This is a genomic window from Amphritea sp. 1_MG-2023, assembly GCF_030547545.1.
Taxonomy (GTDB): domain Bacteria; phylum Pseudomonadota; class Gammaproteobacteria; order Pseudomonadales; family Balneatricaceae; genus Amphritea.
The window spans coordinates 1-17592 of the sequence record NZ_JAUOQE010000032.1; the positions used below are offsets into that span (position 1 = coordinate 1).

The following is a 17592-nucleotide window of genomic DNA, read 5'->3' on the forward strand; positions in this document are numbered from 1 at the left end:
GGGGGAGGAGCGTAGCGACGAATAATCGAACTAGGTTCGTGTTCCGAGCTGCGATAATCCAGACGCAAAAAAGCCCCGCTATGAAGTGAGGCTTTTTCAACTAAATAAATGGTGCCCGGACTCGGAATCGAACCAAGGACACGAGGATTTTCAATCCTCTGCTCTACCGACTGAGCTATCCGGGCAAACAAGAGGTGCGTATTAAACTGATTTCAGGCTGCGCTGTCAATCACATTGCGGCATTAAATCGGTTATTTTTGCTATTTATATCGCTTTGTCTATTTTATGTACTGATGTCGTGCTCATTTCGAGGGTGGAACGTAGCCTTCTGCTTTTTCGTAGTCGTCGCCGTCCATAAATTTCTGCATCTCTTGCTGCAGGAATTCACGGGTGGATGGGTCCATTAGACTGAGGTGTTTTTCGTTGATCAGCATGGTCTGGTGGTTGGTCCACTCGGTCCAGGCTTTTTTCGATATGGTGTCGAAGATCAACTGGCCCTTGGCACCCGGATAAGGGGGCTTATCCAGTCCTTCCAGTTCCTCTTTGTATTTACGGCACATTACGGTGCGGGTCATGGTGTTCTCCAAGGTTAGTCTGATCGTTTGCTTTGAGACCGGTATTCAGCTCGTTTTTAGTTTACCCAGTAGCTTTTTGACTGGGGCGGCCAGACCGATCTTCTGTGGCTGGCGTAAGTTATACCAGAGAGTGGCGGGCTGTTCCATGACACTGTTTGTAAGGTCTTTATCCCGCAGCTCAATGTGCACTGGGGTGATATCGAGATGGAAGTGGCTGAAGGTGTGTCGCACAGGCGACAGGGCAGAGGCGCTGTCAGCATCGATAGGCAGGCCGGTTTCCTGTTCGGCATCACGTAGATCGGATGTTTCGGGAAGGCTCCATAGACCGCCCCAGATGCCGCTAGGGGGGCGTTGGCGTAGCAGTATCTGACCTTGTTCATCCTGAATCAATAGCATCATGGTCTGTTTAACCGGAATGGCTTTCTTCGGCTTTGAGATAGGAAGCTGGTTCTCGCGGCCCTGTTGATGGGCCTGACAGCCTGTTACCAGTGGGCAGAGAAGGCAGGCTGGTTTGCTGCGGGTGCAAAGAGTCGCGCCCATATCCATCATCGCTTGGGTGTAATCGGCGACTCGTTGGTGGGGGGTGTTGTGTTCGGCAAATTGCCACAGTTGCTTCATGTTTTCGGTGGTACCGGGCCAGCCTTCAATGGCGTAGTAGCGGGCCAGTACTCGTTTGACGTTGCCATCGAGAATCGCGGCTCGCTTGCCGGTAGAGATCGATAGAATCGCTCCAGCCGTCGAGCGACCAATGCCGGGAAGTTGTTCCAAAGCATCGACCGTTTGAGGAAACTGACCGCCAAAATCATGACTCACTATTTTAGCTGTTTTATGAAGGTTGCGGGCGCGAGCGTAGTAGCCAAGACCTGTCCATAGATGCAGCACTTCGTCTTGATCGGCGGCGGCGAGATCTTCCACTCGGGGAAACTGTTGGCGAAAGCGTTCGAAATAGGGAATCACCGTGCTGACCTGAGTCTGTTGTAACATGATCTCAGACAGCCAGGTGAAGTAGGCGCTTTTATCCGCCTGCCAAGGTAGGTCATGACGGCCGTGCTGATCGAACCAAGCCAGCACGGCTGTCGAAAATTGATCATTTGTCATTAGTTACCAAATAACCCTTTGAGTAATTTCTTGGCGCTTTCTGTTTTGCTACCTTCTTCGCCGCCACCGAGCTTATCCATCAGCTTGCCTTCTAGCTGTTTTTTAGCTTTTTGCTTTAATAGCTCTTTTAACACGCTGGTATCCGGGCGACAAAGTTGGGCGGGGGCCGTATCAAAGCTGCCTTTACAGTTGACGGGCCATTCAACCCCTTCAAGGTTGTTGTTTACGGCGCAAGTTTTCTTAAATAGATTTTCTTCAATCGTTAAGCCTAAGCGGTAATCTAAATCTTGAGCAGGCAGATCGACACTGCCCTTTCCGCGTAGCGTAATAGCATCGAGTTTGGTAATCAGATCTTGGTTGCTGATCACGCCATTCGTAAATTTAAAGTTGCTGCTAAGGTCGGCAAACGGTGTCGAACGATCCACCTGATCGGCATCGATGCCAAGAGCGCTGATATTGTTGAAACCTTGACAGATTGTCTGAGCAATATCGATCCCTTTGACCGCGCCATCGGGCATGGTGACGTGTGCGTTACCGTTCAAACTATTGACGATAGCGTGGACCGAATCGCCCTGTGCGGTGATTTTCGCTTGGGTGTTGAATGTGCCGGTGAGGCGATCAACCTCGGCCATATCCATCAGTAGGTCGCCGATTTGGATATTGCTGATGTTTTTATTAACTGTCAGCTTGGTCGGGGATTTGCGTACATCGACAATCACTGAGTTACGCAGCGTACCGCTGTACATATCCGCGTTGAGCTTGCTGATGTTTACTAAGCCGCCGTGAGCACTGGTGGCGAGTTCGAGGTTGGTCAGGGTCAGTTGATTGATCAGCAGTTTTGTTAACCCTAGATCAACATCCATATTCAGCCCTTTGAGTAACTCAACAGGAATGACAGGCTCTTTAGAATAGCCTGTAGACTTGGCCTTGCTGTTGGATGAGGCTGGCGCGGGTTGTTCTGATGCAGGCGGCAGGTAACGGTCGGCATTGAGTTCATCACCTTTCATATTGAAGGCGATTGATCCGGTGGCCAGATTCATCGCAAAGCTACCATTAAAGCGGGTATCATCCAATTTAAGGCTCATTTTGTTCAGCCCGAGGGTATTAGCAGCACCGCCGAGTTGAGCGTTGAAACTGATCGCTTTGAGCACCTCAGGATCGGAGGTTTCGATTGCCGGTTGGCCCAGTGCTGCTAGTAACGCTTGCAGGCTAAATTGGGCAACATTGAGATTACCGCTGATAACGGGCTTGCTGAAATTAGTGACTGAGACATCACCCTTGGCAACCACGTTGGCGGCACTCAGACTCATGTCTTTCAGTGTGGCGGTTTGGTTGGCTAAGTTAGCTTCGATATCGCTGTTTAGTTTTACCTGTACGGTTTTGTCGTTGAAGGCAACGCCGCTGAGACCGAAGGTGCTTGCTAGCCCCTTGATGTTGTATTGCTGCTTGGCTAGATCGAGGAAAAATTCAGCGCTTAGGGCCGCATCGACGGTCAGCTGTTTCTTATCTGCTTGATATTGTTCTGCTTGAAAGCTGAGCTCAGCTGGGAAGTAAGTGCCGGTGGTGACTTTGCCCGAGGTCATGGAGAAGTTCTTCAGCAGCACTTTGCTGCCGGTAGTCGTATCGTTGTAACTGATATTACCGTTGGTGATCGCGATGCTTTCGATATCCAGTGCAATGGCGGCGCCGCCACTGGCTTCGGCGGCAGTCTCTGGGGTACTTTCGGGGGATGGTTGTGCTGCGCCAGCGACTGCCCAGTTGTTACCCTGTTTGCTTTGTTCGAGATTTAGCGTCAGGCCATCCAGCAAAATACTGCTCATTTTCACATTGCCGGACAGCAGTGCGGGCAGTTCAACCGAAACCTGAGCTTGATTCAGTTCAGCCAGCTGCGGTTGGCCGGGGTAGTTAACCTTGATTTGATTAATTTCGATGCCGAGCCAAGGGAAAACGGACCAGCCGAGATCACCATCGATCTCTAGCTGAATGCCGCCTTTTTCAAGCGCCAGTTGCTTGATCTCTGGTTTATACTCATTTGGATCAAAGAACATTCCTAGCAAGATGCCGCCGGCTACCACTACGATGAGTAGTAGTGCGATTAGGCCAGCAAAAATTTTTAACAGCGTTTTCATGTCTTCTCCTTGGATCATGTATTCAGTCAACGATATCCATTGCGGCACACTTTTTAACAACTGGATGGTTACCAATGGTATTCATCGCATAGTAGCAGAACGATTTTACAGACCCTAGATTAACCGTAAATGAAAACGCTCAGAGGCTGTACGCTTTTTACGGGGTGAATGCTTCGAGTGCTACGCATTAAGGTGTTATTGGTTGTATAATGGTGGCTTATTTTTATGAATGTTTATACAAACTGTACTGTTAACCCATCGCGGAGAAGATCATGGCTGAACGGCAAGCCACCGTCACTCGTAATACCCTGGAAACCCAGATTACAGTGTCGGTAAATTTGGATGGCAGCGGTAAGCTTAAGGCTGACACTGGCGTCCCTTTTCTTGAGCACATGCTTGATCAGATTGCTCGTCACGGCTTGATTGATCTGGATATTGTTGCCAAGGGCGATAATCATATTGATGATCACCATACGGTAGAAGATATCGGTATTACCCTCGGCCAAGCATTTGCTCAGGCGGTGGGCGATAAAAAAGGCATTTTGCGCTATGGCCATGCGTATTGTCCGCTGGATGAAGCGTTGTCGCGTGTCGTCATCGATTTCTCTGGCCGTCCAGGGCTGGATATGAATGTTGATTTTACTCGCGCCAGCATTGGTCGATTTGATACTCAGCTGTTTTGGGAGTTCTTTCAAGGGTTCGTTAATCATGCGGGTGTGACTTTGCATATCGATAACTTGAAGGGCTTTAATGCCCATCATCAGGCCGAAACGATTTTTAAAGCGTTTGGCCGAGCGGTGCGCGGTGCGTTGACTATCGATCAGCGGGCGGCTAATCAGATGCCATCGACAAAAGGGTCGTTGTAAATGAGCAGTGTGGCAGTTATCGATTACGGTATGGGCAATCTACATTCGGTTGCTAAAGCGTTGGAGCATGTGATGCCCAGCGTGGATGTGTTGGTTACCGCAGATCCCGAAAAAGTGCGTAATGCTGATCGGGTCTTGCTACCGGGGGTGGGTGCTATTCGCGACTGTATGGCTGAAATTCGTCGCTTAGGGGTGGATAAAGAAGTGGCGGAGGCAATCGCTTCTGGTAAACCCTTTTTAGGTATCTGTGTTGGTTATCAGGCATTGATGCAGCGTTCTGAAGAGAATGGCGGGGTTGATTGTCTGGGGCATTTTGATGGCACGGTTAGATTCTTTGGCGATGATCTAAAAGAAGCCGATGGTGAACGCCTTAAAGTGCCACACATGGGCTGGAATGAGGTGCATCAGCGCTTCGATCATCCGTTATGGCATGGCATTGACGATGCGAGCCGGTTCTACTTTGTGCATAGCTATTACGTTGATGCGGTGGATAAATCACGAGTGGCGGCGAACTGTCATTACGGTGTTGATATCGATGTCGCGATTGCCCGAGATAATGTGTTTGCGACACAGTTTCACCCTGAAAAAAGTCATACGGTAGGTTTACAATTGCTGAAAAATTTCCTCAATTGGGATGGCAAAGGTTAATCTGCTGTATCGTTGTAGATGAGTTCTTATAGGTAAAAATCATGGCATTGGCAAAACGCATTATTCCCTGTCTGGATGTAGAAAACGGTCGCGTTGTAAAAGGGGTTCAGTTTGTCGATATCCGCGATGCCGGTGATCCGGTTGAAGTCGCGAAGCGTTACGATGAGCAGGGCGCTGATGAGATCACTTTTCTGGATATTACCGCCACTCATGAGGGGCGAGATACCATGGTACATACGGTTGAACGGATGGCCTCGCAGGTATTTATTCCGTTAACGGTGGGCGGAGGGATTCGTACCGTTGACGATATTCGCACCATGCTCAATGCCGGTGCGGATAAAGTATCGATCAACAGTGCGGCGGTGTTTAACCCTGACTTTGTACGTGAAGCGGCTGATCGTTTTGGCTCACAGTGTATTGTGGTGGCGATTGATGCCAAAAAAGTCTCGCAACCGGGTGACACCGATCGCTGGGAGATCTTCACTCACGGCGGCCGTAAACCTACCGGTTTAGATGCGGTTGAGTGGGCGAAAAAAATGGTACAGTTAGGGGCCGGCGAGATTCTGCTGACCTCAATGGATCAGGATGGCGTGAAGAATGGTTATGATCTGGGTGTGACGCGAGCGATCAGCGATGCGGTCAATGTGCCAGTGATTGCGTCCGGTGGTGTGGGTAATCTTGATCACCTCGTGGCCGGTTGTATCGAAGGTAAGGCGGATGCGGTGCTGGCTGCCTCCATTTTCCATTTCAATGAATACAGTATTCCTGAAGCGAAGCAGTATATGCAGGAACGAGGTATCGAAGTGCGGCTGTGAGTCGAGGCTGCTGATGTGTTGATAAAAAAGCGCCACTAGTGGCGCTTTTTTATGCTTTGCGTTGAGACAAAAGGCTGAAGCGTTTATTCCCAACGAATGTCGGCGAGTGATTCAAAGCTCGGTTTGGCAAAATAATAGCCTTGATATAGATGTATGCCCATGTCTCTGAGAACATGAAATTCCGCTCGTGTTTCGACCCCTTCAGCAACCACCATCATATTCAGTTGGTTGAATAAATTGACTAAGTTACGCACAATTATTTGTCGTTTTTGATCTCGATCGATATGTCGAATCAATTGCATATCGATTTTGGTGATGTCGGTTTTCAAATCGGCCAGTTGATTAAGGCCGTTAAAGCCAGAGCCGAAGTCATCGGTGGCCGTCAAAAAACCTTGTTGCTGATAATGGCTAATGATCGATTCTAAATGACCGCTATCGGTAATCGCTTCATTTTCTGTAAATTCAAAGATGATTTTTTCTTTGGGGAAATGGAACTCTTCGGCTGCATTCAATGTGGTGCGGATGCAGAGTTCGGGCTTGTATACCGCATTAGGTAGAAAATTAATGCTCAGAAAGCTGTCTTTTTGAATATTTAATTTAGCCGCCAGTTTTATGGCTTTTACTCGGCAGCTTTGATCAAATCGATAACGATTTGTTTCATTAACCTGTTGAAAAACATGAAAAGCGCTTTCGTTATTCAAGCCACGAGCTAGTGCTTCTTGCGCAAAAACTGTGCGTGTTTGTGTGTTGATAATAGGCTGAAACGCCATGGTAAAGTCGAAGCCCAAATCGCATCCGGAAGCACATTCTATGCACCCTAAGTGGCGAAAATCCTGCTGTTGTGGCATGTAAAATACTCTCTAGTAGCAATAAGAAATTATCGACGTTGTTAGGATCATCAGTGTTAAAACGCTTGGCACAACCGGTATAAATAAACTTTCAGTATCGAGGCCGATATCGATATAAAGATACCAGAATGAGCCACGAAGTGAACCTTAAACATTGACGCAAGATAGTTGCAGCGTGATCTAAATGCGATGGCATCGAAGTAGACTGTCGGCCTGTTTCAAGCGGAGAAATAGCTTGAGCAAAGTACTTAAATAAAATGATTTAAATCAGCGACTTTATCACATCCGCTGAGAATAAACGCTGATACACAAGTCTCAGCCTGTTTGGCGGGCATAGCCGTCATGTGCAGGCGATGATTGATTCATGCGCGATGAGCCGAAGCGTCGTAAGCTAAGCGTGAATTTATAGCGGCAACTTCGGCTCTGGCCTCTTGTCTACTCTTCTGATGGTGATGCTTGATCAACGTTCGGCCACAGTAGTTCGGTATGGTTAGCACCGAGGCTACGAGCGCGTCCCTGTGTTTTGGCGGTATACATGCGGTGATCTGCCAATTCAACCGTGTCTTTCCAGTTATTCATCTTATCGGCTTGTATTTCAGTGACACCAATACTGGCCGTTGTCGCTGTGCCATCGGGGCGTAAGCCAAGCCCTGCCTGCATGATTCGAGAGATCACTTCGTTGGCTTCTGCGGGAGTGGCCGTTGGCAGAACCACGATAAACTCTTCACCACCCCAGCGAATCACGCTATCGCCTTTACGTACCGCTGAATTGAGTTGCTGTGCGGCGGCTTTTAGTACTTTATCACCGGCATCATGGCCAAAAATATCATTCACCATTTTAAAATGATCGAGGTCTAGGTAAAGAATCGATAGCGGCGTGCCGCTCATGGATGATAGACGAAACTGCAGGTCCAGCATTTCGATCCCCGCTCGGCGTGTTAGTAAGCCGGTTAAGACATCATAGCTGGCACGATTGACCTGTGAGAGCATATAACGTAACTGATTCAGCGATGCAAAGATCGCGACACCGAGTATTAAAGAGAATAGCCAAATCGTTGCCACCGTTTGAGGGATATCACTATTGGTTTGCGGTATCGATGCGATGATCACAACGGTTAGTAGCGGCGCGGCTAATAGTAACAGTTCTGTGAGTGTTAGCGGAAAGAGTGTTAGACCGGCAATCATCACGAAGGGCAGTAGGGCATAGAGTTCGGCGATGATCTGTTCGGTACCTGTAAGATCATAAGCCTGAAGCCAGTGATCTGATACGAGATAGAATAGTGGCGTGATACACAGCATACCGGCCAACAGTAATCGCGCCCGCTTAAGGCTCGGCTCTTGACGAGCCTGCCAAGCGAGTAATGCAAATGCGGCTGCCGACAGCGCGCGGATGAATAACAGATCGCGCCACAGGCTGTTGGGCAGAAATAGAAGATCGATGACCGACCACGTTGGCACCAATACGGCAAAAATGGCGCAGAAGAAGAACACGCGGCTCTGAATGATAGCAGCCCGATGGCGGGAGATCGGCATACTATGCTGTTTATTCGTGAACAACTCGAAGAGCTGATCAGAGGTATAAATACCCAGCGACTCACGTAATGAGATATACATAGCGGTTAAGTAGTTCATCCTGTCTATTTCCGGTTTTGATCAGCGATCAATGGTAACGATATAGGTGTTTCGTCAGGAAGCACGGCTTCTTTAAGATAATTATATGAGAGCTGATATAAGTCAAAATTTAACCCGATTATTGATGTGTAAGGAGGTCGCTATGCATGAAATAGGGGTTACAGGGATGCTTTGTGAGTCGTTGAGTAATCGATGCGGCGCGTTAATACGTGTGGCGTGAGTGATGCTGATTGCGTGCGTTTATCCATTGGCGCGCCTCTATATTACTGGCCGCAATAAAATGTTACTAACGGTTCGTAGTGATTGATTAGATAACTGCCTAGCAGCGTGACGGTTAGGGCGGTAGATAAGAGGACGATGATCCACCCAATACGGTGTGATAGTGAGTCATTCATCTATTTTACGCGTCATCAGCATACTGACGGAACGACTCGACTGACGGACAACATCATGCGACTCACTATCTCAGCGTTTTCGTTAAGGCTGCCAATAATCACAGCGACTAGGAAAGTAGCAGCACCTTATTGACTAGTTTATTAATGCCGCTGGCGGCTTCGCTGATATTACCTGCGAGCATATAAGCGGGGGTGCTGACAATCTTGAGCTTGGTATCGTAAATGAAGTCGTCAACCTCGCAGGGTTGATGTTGTCCTCCCATTGTTTCGATCGCGGTAGCGATGTCTGGATCGTTACCAATGGTACAGACGGCCCCTTTACCAAACAGTAATGGCGTCATGGCTGGTGCGATGCAGATGAGTCCTACGGGTTTGCCACTGAGGTGAATCGCCTGAGTGAAGCGAAGGAGATCGGGATTGACCTTCGCTGCGGCACCGGCCACGGCGAAATCGCTCAAATTTTTGGCCGCGCCAAAACCGCCAGGGATAATCAACGCATCATAATCAGCAGGATTGGCGTCAGCTAAATCGATAATGTCTCCACGGGCAAGGCGTGCGGCTTCGGTCAGCACATTACGCTGCTCGCCGGTCATTTCTTCACCGTTACGATGGTTGATGACATGCATCTGCTCAATATTAGGGGCCATGCATTGGTAGCTGGCGCCACCCTGTTCAATCGCGAGCAAGGTTAAAACGGATTCATAGATTTCGGAACCATCATAGACCCCGCATCCTGACAATATCACGGCTACTTTTTTCATTATGGGTACTCCCTTTAAGGTGAAGATTGAAAGCGGCTGAATCTTACCGCATAGCGATTGGATCAGCGATTCCCCTCGATGTTTCGTGGGGCTTGAAATACGTAGATTGGCCGTCAAGTATCATAACGATAGGGCTGAGAGTGTTTATCATTCATTATTTCAGCCATTTATAATCTAGGTCACTAAGTATAATGCTTTATCTATAGGCGTCATCAAGAGGCATCTGTCATAATAATGTCATTGTTTTCCGGTCAAATACCCCGCTTCTAAAAGGAGTTTTCTGTGTCATTTACTAATAGTCAGCGTTTTTTCCCTGAAACCCGTATGCGTCGTATGCGTGCCGATGATTTTTCCCGTCGTCTGATGCGCGAAAATGTGGTCACGCCTGATGATCTGATCTATCCCGTGTTTGTTATTGAGGGCACTAATCAACGCGAAGCCATCCCGTCTATGCCGGGTATCGAGCGGATGAGTATCGATCTGCTGGTTAAGGAAGCGCGTGAATTAGTGTCTTTGGGGGTGCCTGCGGTTGCCCTTTTCCCTGTCACGCCGCTGAGCGTCAAATCAGAACTGGCGGAAGAAGCTTATAACCCAGATGGATTGGCACAGCGCGCGGTGAAGGCGCTAAAAGAGGCTTGTCCTGAGCTGGGCGTGATGACGGATGTGGCGTTGGATCCATTCACCACTCACGGGCAGGATGGCATTATTGATACTCATGGCTATGTTTTAAATGATCGCACGGTCGATACCTTGGTGCGTCAGGCGCTGTCTCACGCCGAGGCCGGTGCCGATATCATTGCACCGAGCGATATGATGGATGGTCGTATCGGTAGTATTCGTGAAGAGTTAGAGATGAATACCCATGTGAATACGCGAATCATGGCGTATTCTGCCAAGTATGCTAGCGCTTACTACGGACCTTTCCGTGATGCTGTGGGATCATCTGCTAATCTGGGTAAGAGTAATAAGTTTAATTATCAGATGGATCCCGCTAACAGTGATGAGGCGTTACATGAAGTCGCCTTGGATCTGGCTGAAGGGGCGGATATGGTGATGGTTAAGCCTGGCATGCCGTACTTGGATATTGTTCGACGGGTTAAAGATGAATTAAAAGTGCCCACGTTTGTGTATCAGGTGAGTGGTGAATATGCGATGCATATGGCCGCTTTTCAGAATGGTTGGTTGGATGAACGAAGTGTGATGATGGAATCGCTGGTTTGTATTAAGCGTGCCGGCTGTGATGGCATTTTGACCTACTTTGCTAAGCGAGCTGCGCTATTGTTAAATGAGTGATATGCCATTATGGCGGAATAAATAGAAGAATAGCTGAAGGGGATGGATATGACCGAGCAGATAAAAGAACAGGCGAGGGAACAAGCCGCAGAGCCGCTAGCGTCGGACACGGTGCTAGCAGCTGCCGCGGATGATGACTATCAGGGAGATATTGCGGCTCATGAAGCGTCTATTGCGCTGGTCGAAAGTCGTGAGGCTATTGCCATTACTGAGCCGGTTGAAGAGCCACCGCTCGATCTGAAGGCCCCTGAGCTTTACATCAACCGTGAACTGAGTCATCTGCAGTTTAATATCCGGGTGCTAGAACAGGCCTTGGATGAGACGCATCCGTTGATGGAACGATTGATGTTTCTGCTGATCTTCTCGAGTAATCTGGACGAGTTCTTTGAAATTCGTGTGGCCGAGCTGATGGCGCAGCTGAAATACGGTCGTGAATCGGTCGGTCCCGATGCGCTTCACCCTCAGGTAGTGATGAATCGCATCGGCGAAATCTGCGGAGCACAGGTAGAGCGGCAATATAAGATTCTTAATGAAACGATCTTTCCGCAGTTGGAAAAAGAAAATATTCATTTTCAACGTCGTCGAGATTGGACGGATGCTCAGAAAGAGTGGATCCGTATTTTCTTCGAAGAGAAAGTTCAGCCCGTGGTTAGTCCGATCGGTTTAGATCCGTCACATCCCTTTCCTCGTTTGGTGAATAAAAGCCTTAACTTTATTGTTGAGTTGGATGGTAAAGATGCCTTTGGGCGGGAAAGTGGTTTAGCGATTATTCCTGCTCCGCGTTCGCTGCCGCGGCTGATTCGTCTACCGGATGAGCTTTGTGAGGGGGGTGAGAATCTGATCTTCCTTTCTTCTGTTATTCATGAATTTGCCGATGAACTGTTCCCTGGCATGAAGGTTGAAGGGTGTTTTCAGTTCCGTATCACCCGTAATGCCGACTTAACCTTTGATTCAGAAGAGGTTGAAGATTTAGCGCGAACCTTGCTCGGTGAGTTGCATTCCCGCAAATATGGTGCGGCCGTTCGTCTAGAGGTGGATCAGCGTACCCCTGAAGGGCTGATTCGGTTCCTGTTACGTGAATTCAATTTGGATGAAGCGCATACCTATCGAGTCGATGGCCCGGTCAACCTGACTCGAATGATGGCGTTACGCGATTTGGTGGATTGCCGACAGCTGTGTTGGAAGCCCTTTACACCGGGAATGTCTGGACGCTATAAGCAGAAAAATATTTTTGATGTACTGCGACATAAAGATCAGTTATTACATCATCCATTTCAATCATTTTCGCCGGTTGTTGATCTACTGCGGCAGGCGGCCAAAGACCCGAAAGTGCTGGCGATTAAACAGACGCTTTATCGTACCGGGGTAAATTCCGATATTGTCGATGCGCTGGTGGATGCGGCGCGTAGTGGTAAAGAGGTCACGGTAGTGATCGAGCTGCGAGCGCGTTTTGATGAAGAATCTAACCTGCAATTGGCGGGTCGATTACAAGAAGCGGGTGCGTTGGTGGTGTATGGCGTTGTCGATTTTAAAACCCACGCCAAAATGATGCTGGTGGTTCGACGTGAGGATGGCAAGCTGGTGCGCTATGCGCATCTCGGCACCGGTAATTATCATTCCGGCACTGCACGATTGTATACCGACTATAGCTATATGACGAGCGATGCGGATGTGGGTGAAGATGTGCATAAGATCTTCCATCAACTGACCGGTATGGGCAAAATTCAACGCTTGAAAAAGCTACATAATGCGCCGTTTACACTGCATGCTCGGATGCTGGAAATGATTGAGCGGGAAGCCAAACATGGCAAGCAGGGTCATATTATTGTCAAAATTAATGGTCTGACCGAACCGCAACTGATTCGGGCGCTCTATCAAGCGTCTCAGCGAGGCGTCAAGATTGAACTGATTGTGCGCGGTATTTGCCGTCTGCGACCGGGTATTGTCGGGATTTCAGACAATATCTCGGTACGCTCTATTATCGGTCGCTTTCTGGAACATACTCGGGTTTATTATTTTGCCAATAAAGGTAAACCAGATGTGTTGTGTTCCAGTGCGGATTGGATGGAGCGTAATATGCTTAACCGTGTCGAGACGGGTTTCCCGTTAACCGGTAAGTTGGCCGAACGGGTTAAGAGTGATCTGGATCTCTATCTGGCCGATAACAGCCGTAGTTGGAACTTAAACTCAGACGGTAGTTATACCCTTAATAGGCCTGAAGAAGGTGAAGAGCCCATCAGTGCTCAAGAGGCGCTGCTGAGCCAGTTTAGCAGCTGATATTGCTGTTAATTTCATGTTTAGTTTAAAGTGGCCTCGCGGGGCCACTTTTGCGTTTCGGCGTGGTTTTACTGCGTGTCTGAGGCTCGCAAGTCTATTTTTGTTTGCTTCCGAGGGCATTTTGTGGAAAATTGTCAGATTATAGAAGTTTCTGATAAGAAACTTTCGGATAGCCGCAGATGATCCTGCCAGCTGACGCGTTACTGTGCTTGACGACATAAGCGCTATCCTTCACGTTATTTAGCCGTTATCAGCGGAATAATGACTACCAGATGGAAGCCTGATCATGGCGAATGCCCCAACAGCCCTGCTGCTGAACGATATTCATAAGTCCTACGGTGACCTTGCCGTCCTCAAGGGTGTCTCATTAACTGCTTATGATGGCGATGTTATCTCCATCTTGGGTTCCAGTGGCTCCGGTAAAAGTACATTACTGCGTTGTATTAACCTGCTTGAGCATCCTAGTCAGGGTGACATCACCGTGGGTAATGAAAAGCTGCAACTGAAGCCGGGAAAAGATGGCAATTTAATGGCCGTTAACCGCAAACAGCTGGAAAAGATGCGTTCTCGTATCGGCTTCGTGTTTCAGAATTTTAATCTCTGGCCGCATAAAACCATTCTAGAAAATATTATTGAAGCGCCGGTTCAGGTGTTAAAGCAGCCGAAAGCTGAGGCTATCGCGCGGGCTGAGCAGTTGCTCGAAAAAGTCGGCCTCGCGGATAAGCGCAATGCCTATCCCGATAATCTTTCCGGCGGACAAAAACAGCGAGTGGCCATTGCGCGAACACTCGCGATGGACCCTCAGGTATTGCTCTTTGATGAGCCGACTTCCGCGCTCGATCCTGAGCTAGTCAATGAAGTATTGGCTGTGATGAAAGAACTGGCTGAAGAGGGGCGGACGATGCTCATCGTGACTCATGAGATGCGTTTTGCGAAAGATGTATCGAGTCAGGTGGTGTTTTTGCATGAAGGTCAAATCGAAGAGATAGGGCCTCCAGATCAAGTATTTAATAATCCAAAATCGACACGAGTGCAGGCCTTTATGGCCAGCCATCGCTAGGTTTTCAATCAATAAGACATACTATTTTAAGGGAAATCGATGATGACTATTCGTAAATTGTTTGCCACCGTTGCGCTTGTTGCCGGTAGCCTGATGGCAGCACAAGCGGCAACCGCTGAGGATAAAATTCGGATCGCAACTGAGGGCGCTTATTCACCTTTCAATATGGTGGATTCGAATGGCGAACTGATCGGTTTTGATGTTGAGATTGCGCAAGCTCTGTGTGCTCAGATGCAAGCTGATTGTGATATTGTGGCACAGGACTGGGATGGGATTATCCCGGGTCTACGCGCGCGTAAATATGATGCCATTATTGCCTCGATGTCGATTACTGAAGAGCGCCTGCGGGTAGTCGATTTTTCCGACAAGTATTATTCCAATGTGTTGGCGTTTGTGACCCCTGAAGGTAGTTCTATTGAGGTCACTAAAGTGGGTTTGCAAGGCAAGACCGTGGGGGCGCAACGGGCCACGATTGCGGGTCAGTATCTAGAAGATAATCTGGGCGACGTGGTGGATGTCAAACTCTATGATACTCAGGACAATGCTTATCTTGATTTAGCCTCGGGCCGTTTGGATGCCTTGCTATCGGATAAATTTCCAGCCTATGATTGGTTGCGTTCAGACGAAGGCAATGGCTTTCATTTCCAGGGTGATGATATCGATATTAATGACGAAATCGGGATAGCTGTGCGTAAAGGCGATGCATTGAAAGACAAGTTTAGCGCGGCGATTAAAGCGATTGTTGCTGATGGCACTTACGCTAAAATCAATGAAAAGTACTTCCCATTCTCCATCTATTAATGGTGTCTATAACCATTTTTATCACTGAGGCCGGCGCTGCTCGGCCCATTTTTTAGGGTATTTCATGGACCTGCAAGGCTTTGGTCATCTCCTAATCTCCGGTACCTGGATCACCATTCAGCTGGCTCTAGCGAGCTTAGTGGTGGGATTGGTGTTTGGTTTGACAGGCGCTGCGGCAAAACTGTCGAACAATCGTGTCGCACGGTGGTTGGCGACGGGTTATACCACGTTGGTGCGAGGTTTGCCTGAACTGCTGTTAGTGTTAACGATCTATTTTGGTGGCTCGCAGTTATTGATGTGGATCGCCAGTGGCTTTGGCTACGATGAGTATATCGAGATCGGACCGTTTATCGCGGGCGTGGCGGCATTGTCGATCGCCTTTGGTGCCTATGCGACCGAGGTGTTCCGGATGGCGATGATGGAGATCCCCGCGGGGCAGTGGGAGTCGGGTCTTGCCTGTGGTATGAGTCCGCGGCGAACCTTTTTCCGTATTATCCTACCGCAGGTGTGGCGTTTAGCGATTCCTGGCCTCGGCAATCTATTTCAGGTGCTATTGAAAGATACCGCGCTGGTATCGGTTGTGGGGTTGAACGATATTATGCGTCAATCGCAGGTTGCCATCAGTGCCACCAAAGAGCCGTTTACCTTTTTTATGGTGGCGGCCTGTATTTATCTATTGCTAACAGCGGCCACGACCGGGTTTACCATGCTGATGGAATGGGTGGCTAATCCAGCTGCGCGGGAGAGTCGAGGATGACCTGGGAATGGAGTGTGATCTGGCAATACCTTCCCCGCTTAATGGAAGGTGCTTGGCTGACGCTGGAGTTAGTGTTGATCTCGGGTCTGATCGGTATTGCCCTAGCGATACCCCTGTCTCTGATGCGCGCTTCCTCACAGTTTTGGCTCAAGGCTTTGCCTTTTACTTATATTTATTTCTTTCGTGGTACGCCGCTGCTGGTACAGATCTTTCTGGTTTACTATGGCGCGTCGCAGTTTGAGTTTGTGCGTGAATCGATCCTTTGGCCAATCCTTAAACAGCCTTATTGGTGTGCCATTATCGCGTTTAGTCTGAACACGGCGGCTTATAGTGCCGAACTGTTTCGCAGTGCGATTCAGGCGATACCTGTCGGTGAAATTGAAGCGGCGGAAGCGATGGGGATGAGTAAGCCGGTGCAGGTGAGGCGTATTATTCTGCCGCGCGCGTTTGGTATTGCCTTACCCGCTTACGGTAACGAGGTGATTCTAATGCTCAAAGGGAGTGCGTTAGCCAGTACCATTACCCTGTTGGATCTGACCGGCATGGCACGCACCATCATTGCTCGCACCTATACGCCACTGGAGATGTTTTTGGCCGCCGGGTTGGTGTATCTGGCGATTAGTGCGCTGATTATTGGGTTGTTCCGTTTTATGGAATATCGCTTTAACCGCTATCAGTATTATCATCATACCGATACGCCCAAAGGGTTGGATGCGCAGTTACGCGACCCTCATATCGATCAGTAGTCATCACCGCTGCCGTTTAAAGGTTTTGATCAGTTCAGGGTATCCGGCTTGATAGTCTGGATACTTGAACTGATAACCTGATTGTTTGATGCGTGTATTGCGGCAGCGTTTGCTACCGATGGTGCGCCGTGCTGATCGCTCCGTTATCTCAACCCCCAATTGCTGTGCTAGCCAGTCGCTGACTTCATCTAAGGGGGCGGGGGTATCATCGCTGACCAGATAGCATGTTAACAATGGCTGTTGCTGTGAGAGATGATATAGATATGCCAAGGCACCGACGCAATCGTCGCGGTGCACTCGGTTGCTATAACGTGGCGGAGTACTCGGATAACCGATGCCGCGATTAACCTGTCCCAGCATATAATTTCGTCCCGGCCCGTAGATGCCACTAAAACGGACGACGGTGGCGGGGATATCGCTGTCTAAGGCGATCTTTTCAGCGGCGAGCATAATGCGGCCAGAAAAATTGTCCGGTTCGGTGACGCTATTTTCATCTACCCATTCATCATGCTGTTGATGATAGACTGCGGTACTAGAGATAAAAAACAGTTGCCGAGGTTGAATGGCTTGCTGATGTAATGCGTTGAGTAGATTCTGCAGGCCTTGAGGGTAGGCCTGTTGATAGACAGTCTCATCTCGGCGACCGGCTGAGACGATATAAAATACGCTGTCAATTGCTTGTGGTAAGGCTGACAGCGTGTCAGGCTGACTTAAATCAGCGGTAATGCCTTGGATGCCTTGCGGTAGCTGAGATATATTACGACGCAGGCCAACTACTGAATGCCCTTGGGCTACTAGGTTGAGTCCCAGTTGACTGCCGATATCGCCGCAACCAGCGATTAGAATCTGATCCCTGTTTAATTTATGCTTCACCATACTTATCCTGTATCA

Annotated in this window: 16 protein-coding genes and 1 tRNA gene; 9 read left to right on the forward strand and 8 right to left on the reverse strand. The window is 48.8% G+C overall.

All coding sequences use genetic code 11. From position 1 onward, the window contains the following. Nucleotides 1-109: 109 nt before the first annotated feature. The 4 genes from Q4488_RS15055 to Q4488_RS15070 all read right to left on the reverse strand — a co-directional run bounded on the left by Q4488_RS15055 (nt 110) and on the right by Q4488_RS15070 (nt 3802). A tRNA-Phe gene (locus Q4488_RS15055) sits at nt 110-185 on the reverse strand. 117 nt (nt 186-302) lie between these two features. Beyond that, a complete protein-coding gene (locus tag Q4488_RS15060; RefSeq protein WP_303581305.1) occupies nt 303-575 on the reverse strand; it encodes an oxidative damage protection protein in 273 nt (90 codons plus the stop codon). A 45-nt stretch (nt 576-620) separates the two neighbouring features. After that, on the reverse strand, nt 621-1673 hold the full coding sequence (mutY, locus tag Q4488_RS15065) for an A/G-specific adenine glycosylase (protein ID WP_303581306.1): 1053 nt from the start codon (nt 1671-1673) through the stop codon (nt 621-623). Continuing rightward, nucleotides 1673-3802 carry an AsmA family protein gene (locus tag Q4488_RS15070; protein ID WP_303581307.1) on the reverse strand — a complete coding sequence of 710 codons (2130 nt, stop codon included), beginning with the start codon at nt 3800-3802 and terminating at the stop codon, nt 1673-1675. The genes mutY and Q4488_RS15070 overlap by 1 nt, the downstream gene beginning before the upstream one ends. Nucleotides 3803-4074: 272 nt before the next feature. Here Q4488_RS15070 and hisB point away from each other — a divergent pair, with 272 nt between their 5' ends. The 3 genes from hisB to hisF are packed head-to-tail and all read left to right on the forward strand — an operon-like array spanning nt 4075 to nt 6131. Then, entirely contained in the window at nt 4075-4668 is a 594-nt protein-coding gene (gene hisB / locus Q4488_RS15075) for an imidazoleglycerol-phosphate dehydratase HisB (RefSeq protein ID WP_303581308.1), read from the forward strand. Continuing rightward, on the forward strand, nt 4669-5316 hold the full coding sequence (gene hisH / locus Q4488_RS15080) for an imidazole glycerol phosphate synthase subunit HisH (protein ID WP_303581309.1): 648 nt from the start codon (nt 4669-4671) through the stop codon (nt 5314-5316). Between the two features lie 41 nt (nt 5317-5357). After that, complete coding sequence (hisF, locus tag Q4488_RS15085) at nt 5358-6131, forward strand: imidazole glycerol phosphate synthase subunit HisF (protein WP_303581310.1); 774 nt, start codon at nt 5358-5360, stop codon at nt 6129-6131. Nucleotides 6132-6214: 83 nt separating this feature from the next. Here the strand turns inward: hisF and Q4488_RS15090 are convergent, their stop codons facing one another. The 3 genes from Q4488_RS15090 to elbB form a co-directional block, all read right to left on the reverse strand. Next, nucleotides 6215-6979 (reverse strand): EAL domain-containing protein, encoded by a 765-nt coding sequence (locus Q4488_RS15090; protein ID WP_303581311.1) that lies wholly within the window; start codon nt 6977-6979, stop codon nt 6215-6217. Nucleotides 6980-7414: 435 nt separating this feature from the next. Continuing rightward, complete coding sequence (locus Q4488_RS15095; RefSeq protein ID WP_303581312.1) at nt 7415-8611, reverse strand: diguanylate cyclase; 1197 nt, start codon at nt 8609-8611, stop codon at nt 7415-7417. Nucleotides 8612-9113: 502 nt separating this feature from the next. Next, on the reverse strand, nt 9114-9767 hold the full coding sequence (gene elbB / locus Q4488_RS15100; protein WP_303581313.1) for an isoprenoid biosynthesis glyoxalase ElbB: 654 nt from the start codon (nt 9765-9767) through the stop codon (nt 9114-9116). Nucleotides 9768-10049: 282 nt separating this feature from the next. On the opposite strand from elbB, the gene hemB reads away from it, so the two are divergent. From hemB to Q4488_RS15130, 6 genes are all read left to right on the forward strand, one after another. Continuing rightward, nucleotides 10050-11060: a porphobilinogen synthase gene (gene hemB / locus Q4488_RS15105; RefSeq protein WP_303581314.1), complete on the forward strand. Its 1011-nt coding sequence runs from the start codon at nt 10050-10052 to the stop codon at nt 11058-11060. Between the two features lie 48 nt (nt 11061-11108). After that, entirely contained in the window at nt 11109-13337 is a 2229-nt protein-coding gene (gene ppk1, locus Q4488_RS15110; protein ID WP_303581315.1) for a polyphosphate kinase 1, read from the forward strand. 286 nt (nt 13338-13623) lie between these two features. After that, nucleotides 13624-14397, forward strand: coding sequence for an ABC transporter ATP-binding protein (locus Q4488_RS15115; protein WP_303581316.1), 774 nt, complete (start codon nt 13624-13626; stop codon nt 14395-14397). A 42-nt stretch (nt 14398-14439) separates the two neighbouring features. Further along, the gene (locus Q4488_RS15120) at nt 14440-15198 is read left to right on the forward strand and encodes an ABC transporter substrate-binding protein (protein ID WP_303581351.1); all 759 of its coding nucleotides are present in this window, start codon (nt 14440-14442) and stop codon (nt 15196-15198) included. 64 nt (nt 15199-15262) lie between these two features. Continuing rightward, nucleotides 15263-15955 (forward strand): ABC transporter permease, encoded by a 693-nt coding sequence (locus Q4488_RS15125; RefSeq protein WP_303581317.1) that lies wholly within the window; start codon nt 15263-15265, stop codon nt 15953-15955. Then, nucleotides 15952-16701: an ABC transporter permease gene (locus Q4488_RS15130; protein WP_303581318.1), complete on the forward strand. Its 750-nt coding sequence runs from the start codon at nt 15952-15954 to the stop codon at nt 16699-16701. Before Q4488_RS15125 ends, Q4488_RS15130 begins: the two co-directional genes overlap by 4 nt. Nucleotides 16702-16704: 3 nt before the next feature. Here the strand turns inward: Q4488_RS15130 and Q4488_RS15135 are convergent, their stop codons facing one another. Continuing rightward, entirely contained in the window at nt 16705-17577 is an 873-nt protein-coding gene (locus tag Q4488_RS15135; RefSeq protein ID WP_303581319.1) for an SDR family oxidoreductase, read from the reverse strand. Between the last annotated feature and the right edge of the window lie 15 nt (nt 17578-17592).

Coding starts and splice junctions, on each gene's coding strand:
- ppk1 (WP_303581315.1), top strand. CDS start 11,109: ATGACCGAGCAGATAAAAGAACAGGCGAGGGAACAAGCCGCAGAGCCG.
- mutY (WP_303581306.1), bottom strand. CDS start 1,673: ATGACAAATGATCAATTTTCGACAGCCGTGCTGGCTTGGTTCGATCAG.
- Q4488_RS15090 (WP_303581311.1), bottom strand. CDS start 6,979: ATGCCACAACAGCAGGATTTTCGCCACTTAGGGTGCATAGAATGTGCT.
- hisB (WP_303581308.1), top strand. CDS start 4,075: ATGGCTGAACGGCAAGCCACCGTCACTCGTAATACCCTGGAAACCCAG.
- Q4488_RS15130 (WP_303581318.1), top strand. CDS start 15,952: ATGACCTGGGAATGGAGTGTGATCTGGCAATACCTTCCCCGCTTAATG.
- Q4488_RS15070 (WP_303581307.1), bottom strand. CDS start 3,802: ATGAAAACGCTGTTAAAAATTTTTGCTGGCCTAATCGCACTACTACTC.
- Q4488_RS15125 (WP_303581317.1), top strand. CDS start 15,263: ATGGACCTGCAAGGCTTTGGTCATCTCCTAATCTCCGGTACCTGGATC.
- Q4488_RS15135 (WP_303581319.1), bottom strand. CDS start 17,577: ATGGTGAAGCATAAATTAAACAGGGATCAGATTCTAATCGCTGGTTGC.
- hisF (WP_303581310.1), top strand. CDS start 5,358: ATGGCATTGGCAAAACGCATTATTCCCTGTCTGGATGTAGAAAACGGT.
- Q4488_RS15120 (WP_303581351.1), top strand. CDS start 14,440: ATGACTATTCGTAAATTGTTTGCCACCGTTGCGCTTGTTGCCGGTAGC.
- elbB (WP_303581313.1), bottom strand. CDS start 9,767: ATGAAAAAAGTAGCCGTGATATTGTCAGGATGCGGGGTCTATGATGGT.
- Q4488_RS15115 (WP_303581316.1), top strand. CDS start 13,624: ATGGCGAATGCCCCAACAGCCCTGCTGCTGAACGATATTCATAAGTCC.
- Q4488_RS15060 (WP_303581305.1), bottom strand. CDS start 575: ATGACCCGCACCGTAATGTGCCGTAAATACAAAGAGGAACTGGAAGGA.
- Q4488_RS15095 (WP_303581312.1), bottom strand. CDS start 8,611: ATGAACTACTTAACCGCTATGTATATCTCATTACGTGAGTCGCTGGGT.
- hisH (WP_303581309.1), top strand. CDS start 4,669: ATGAGCAGTGTGGCAGTTATCGATTACGGTATGGGCAATCTACATTCG.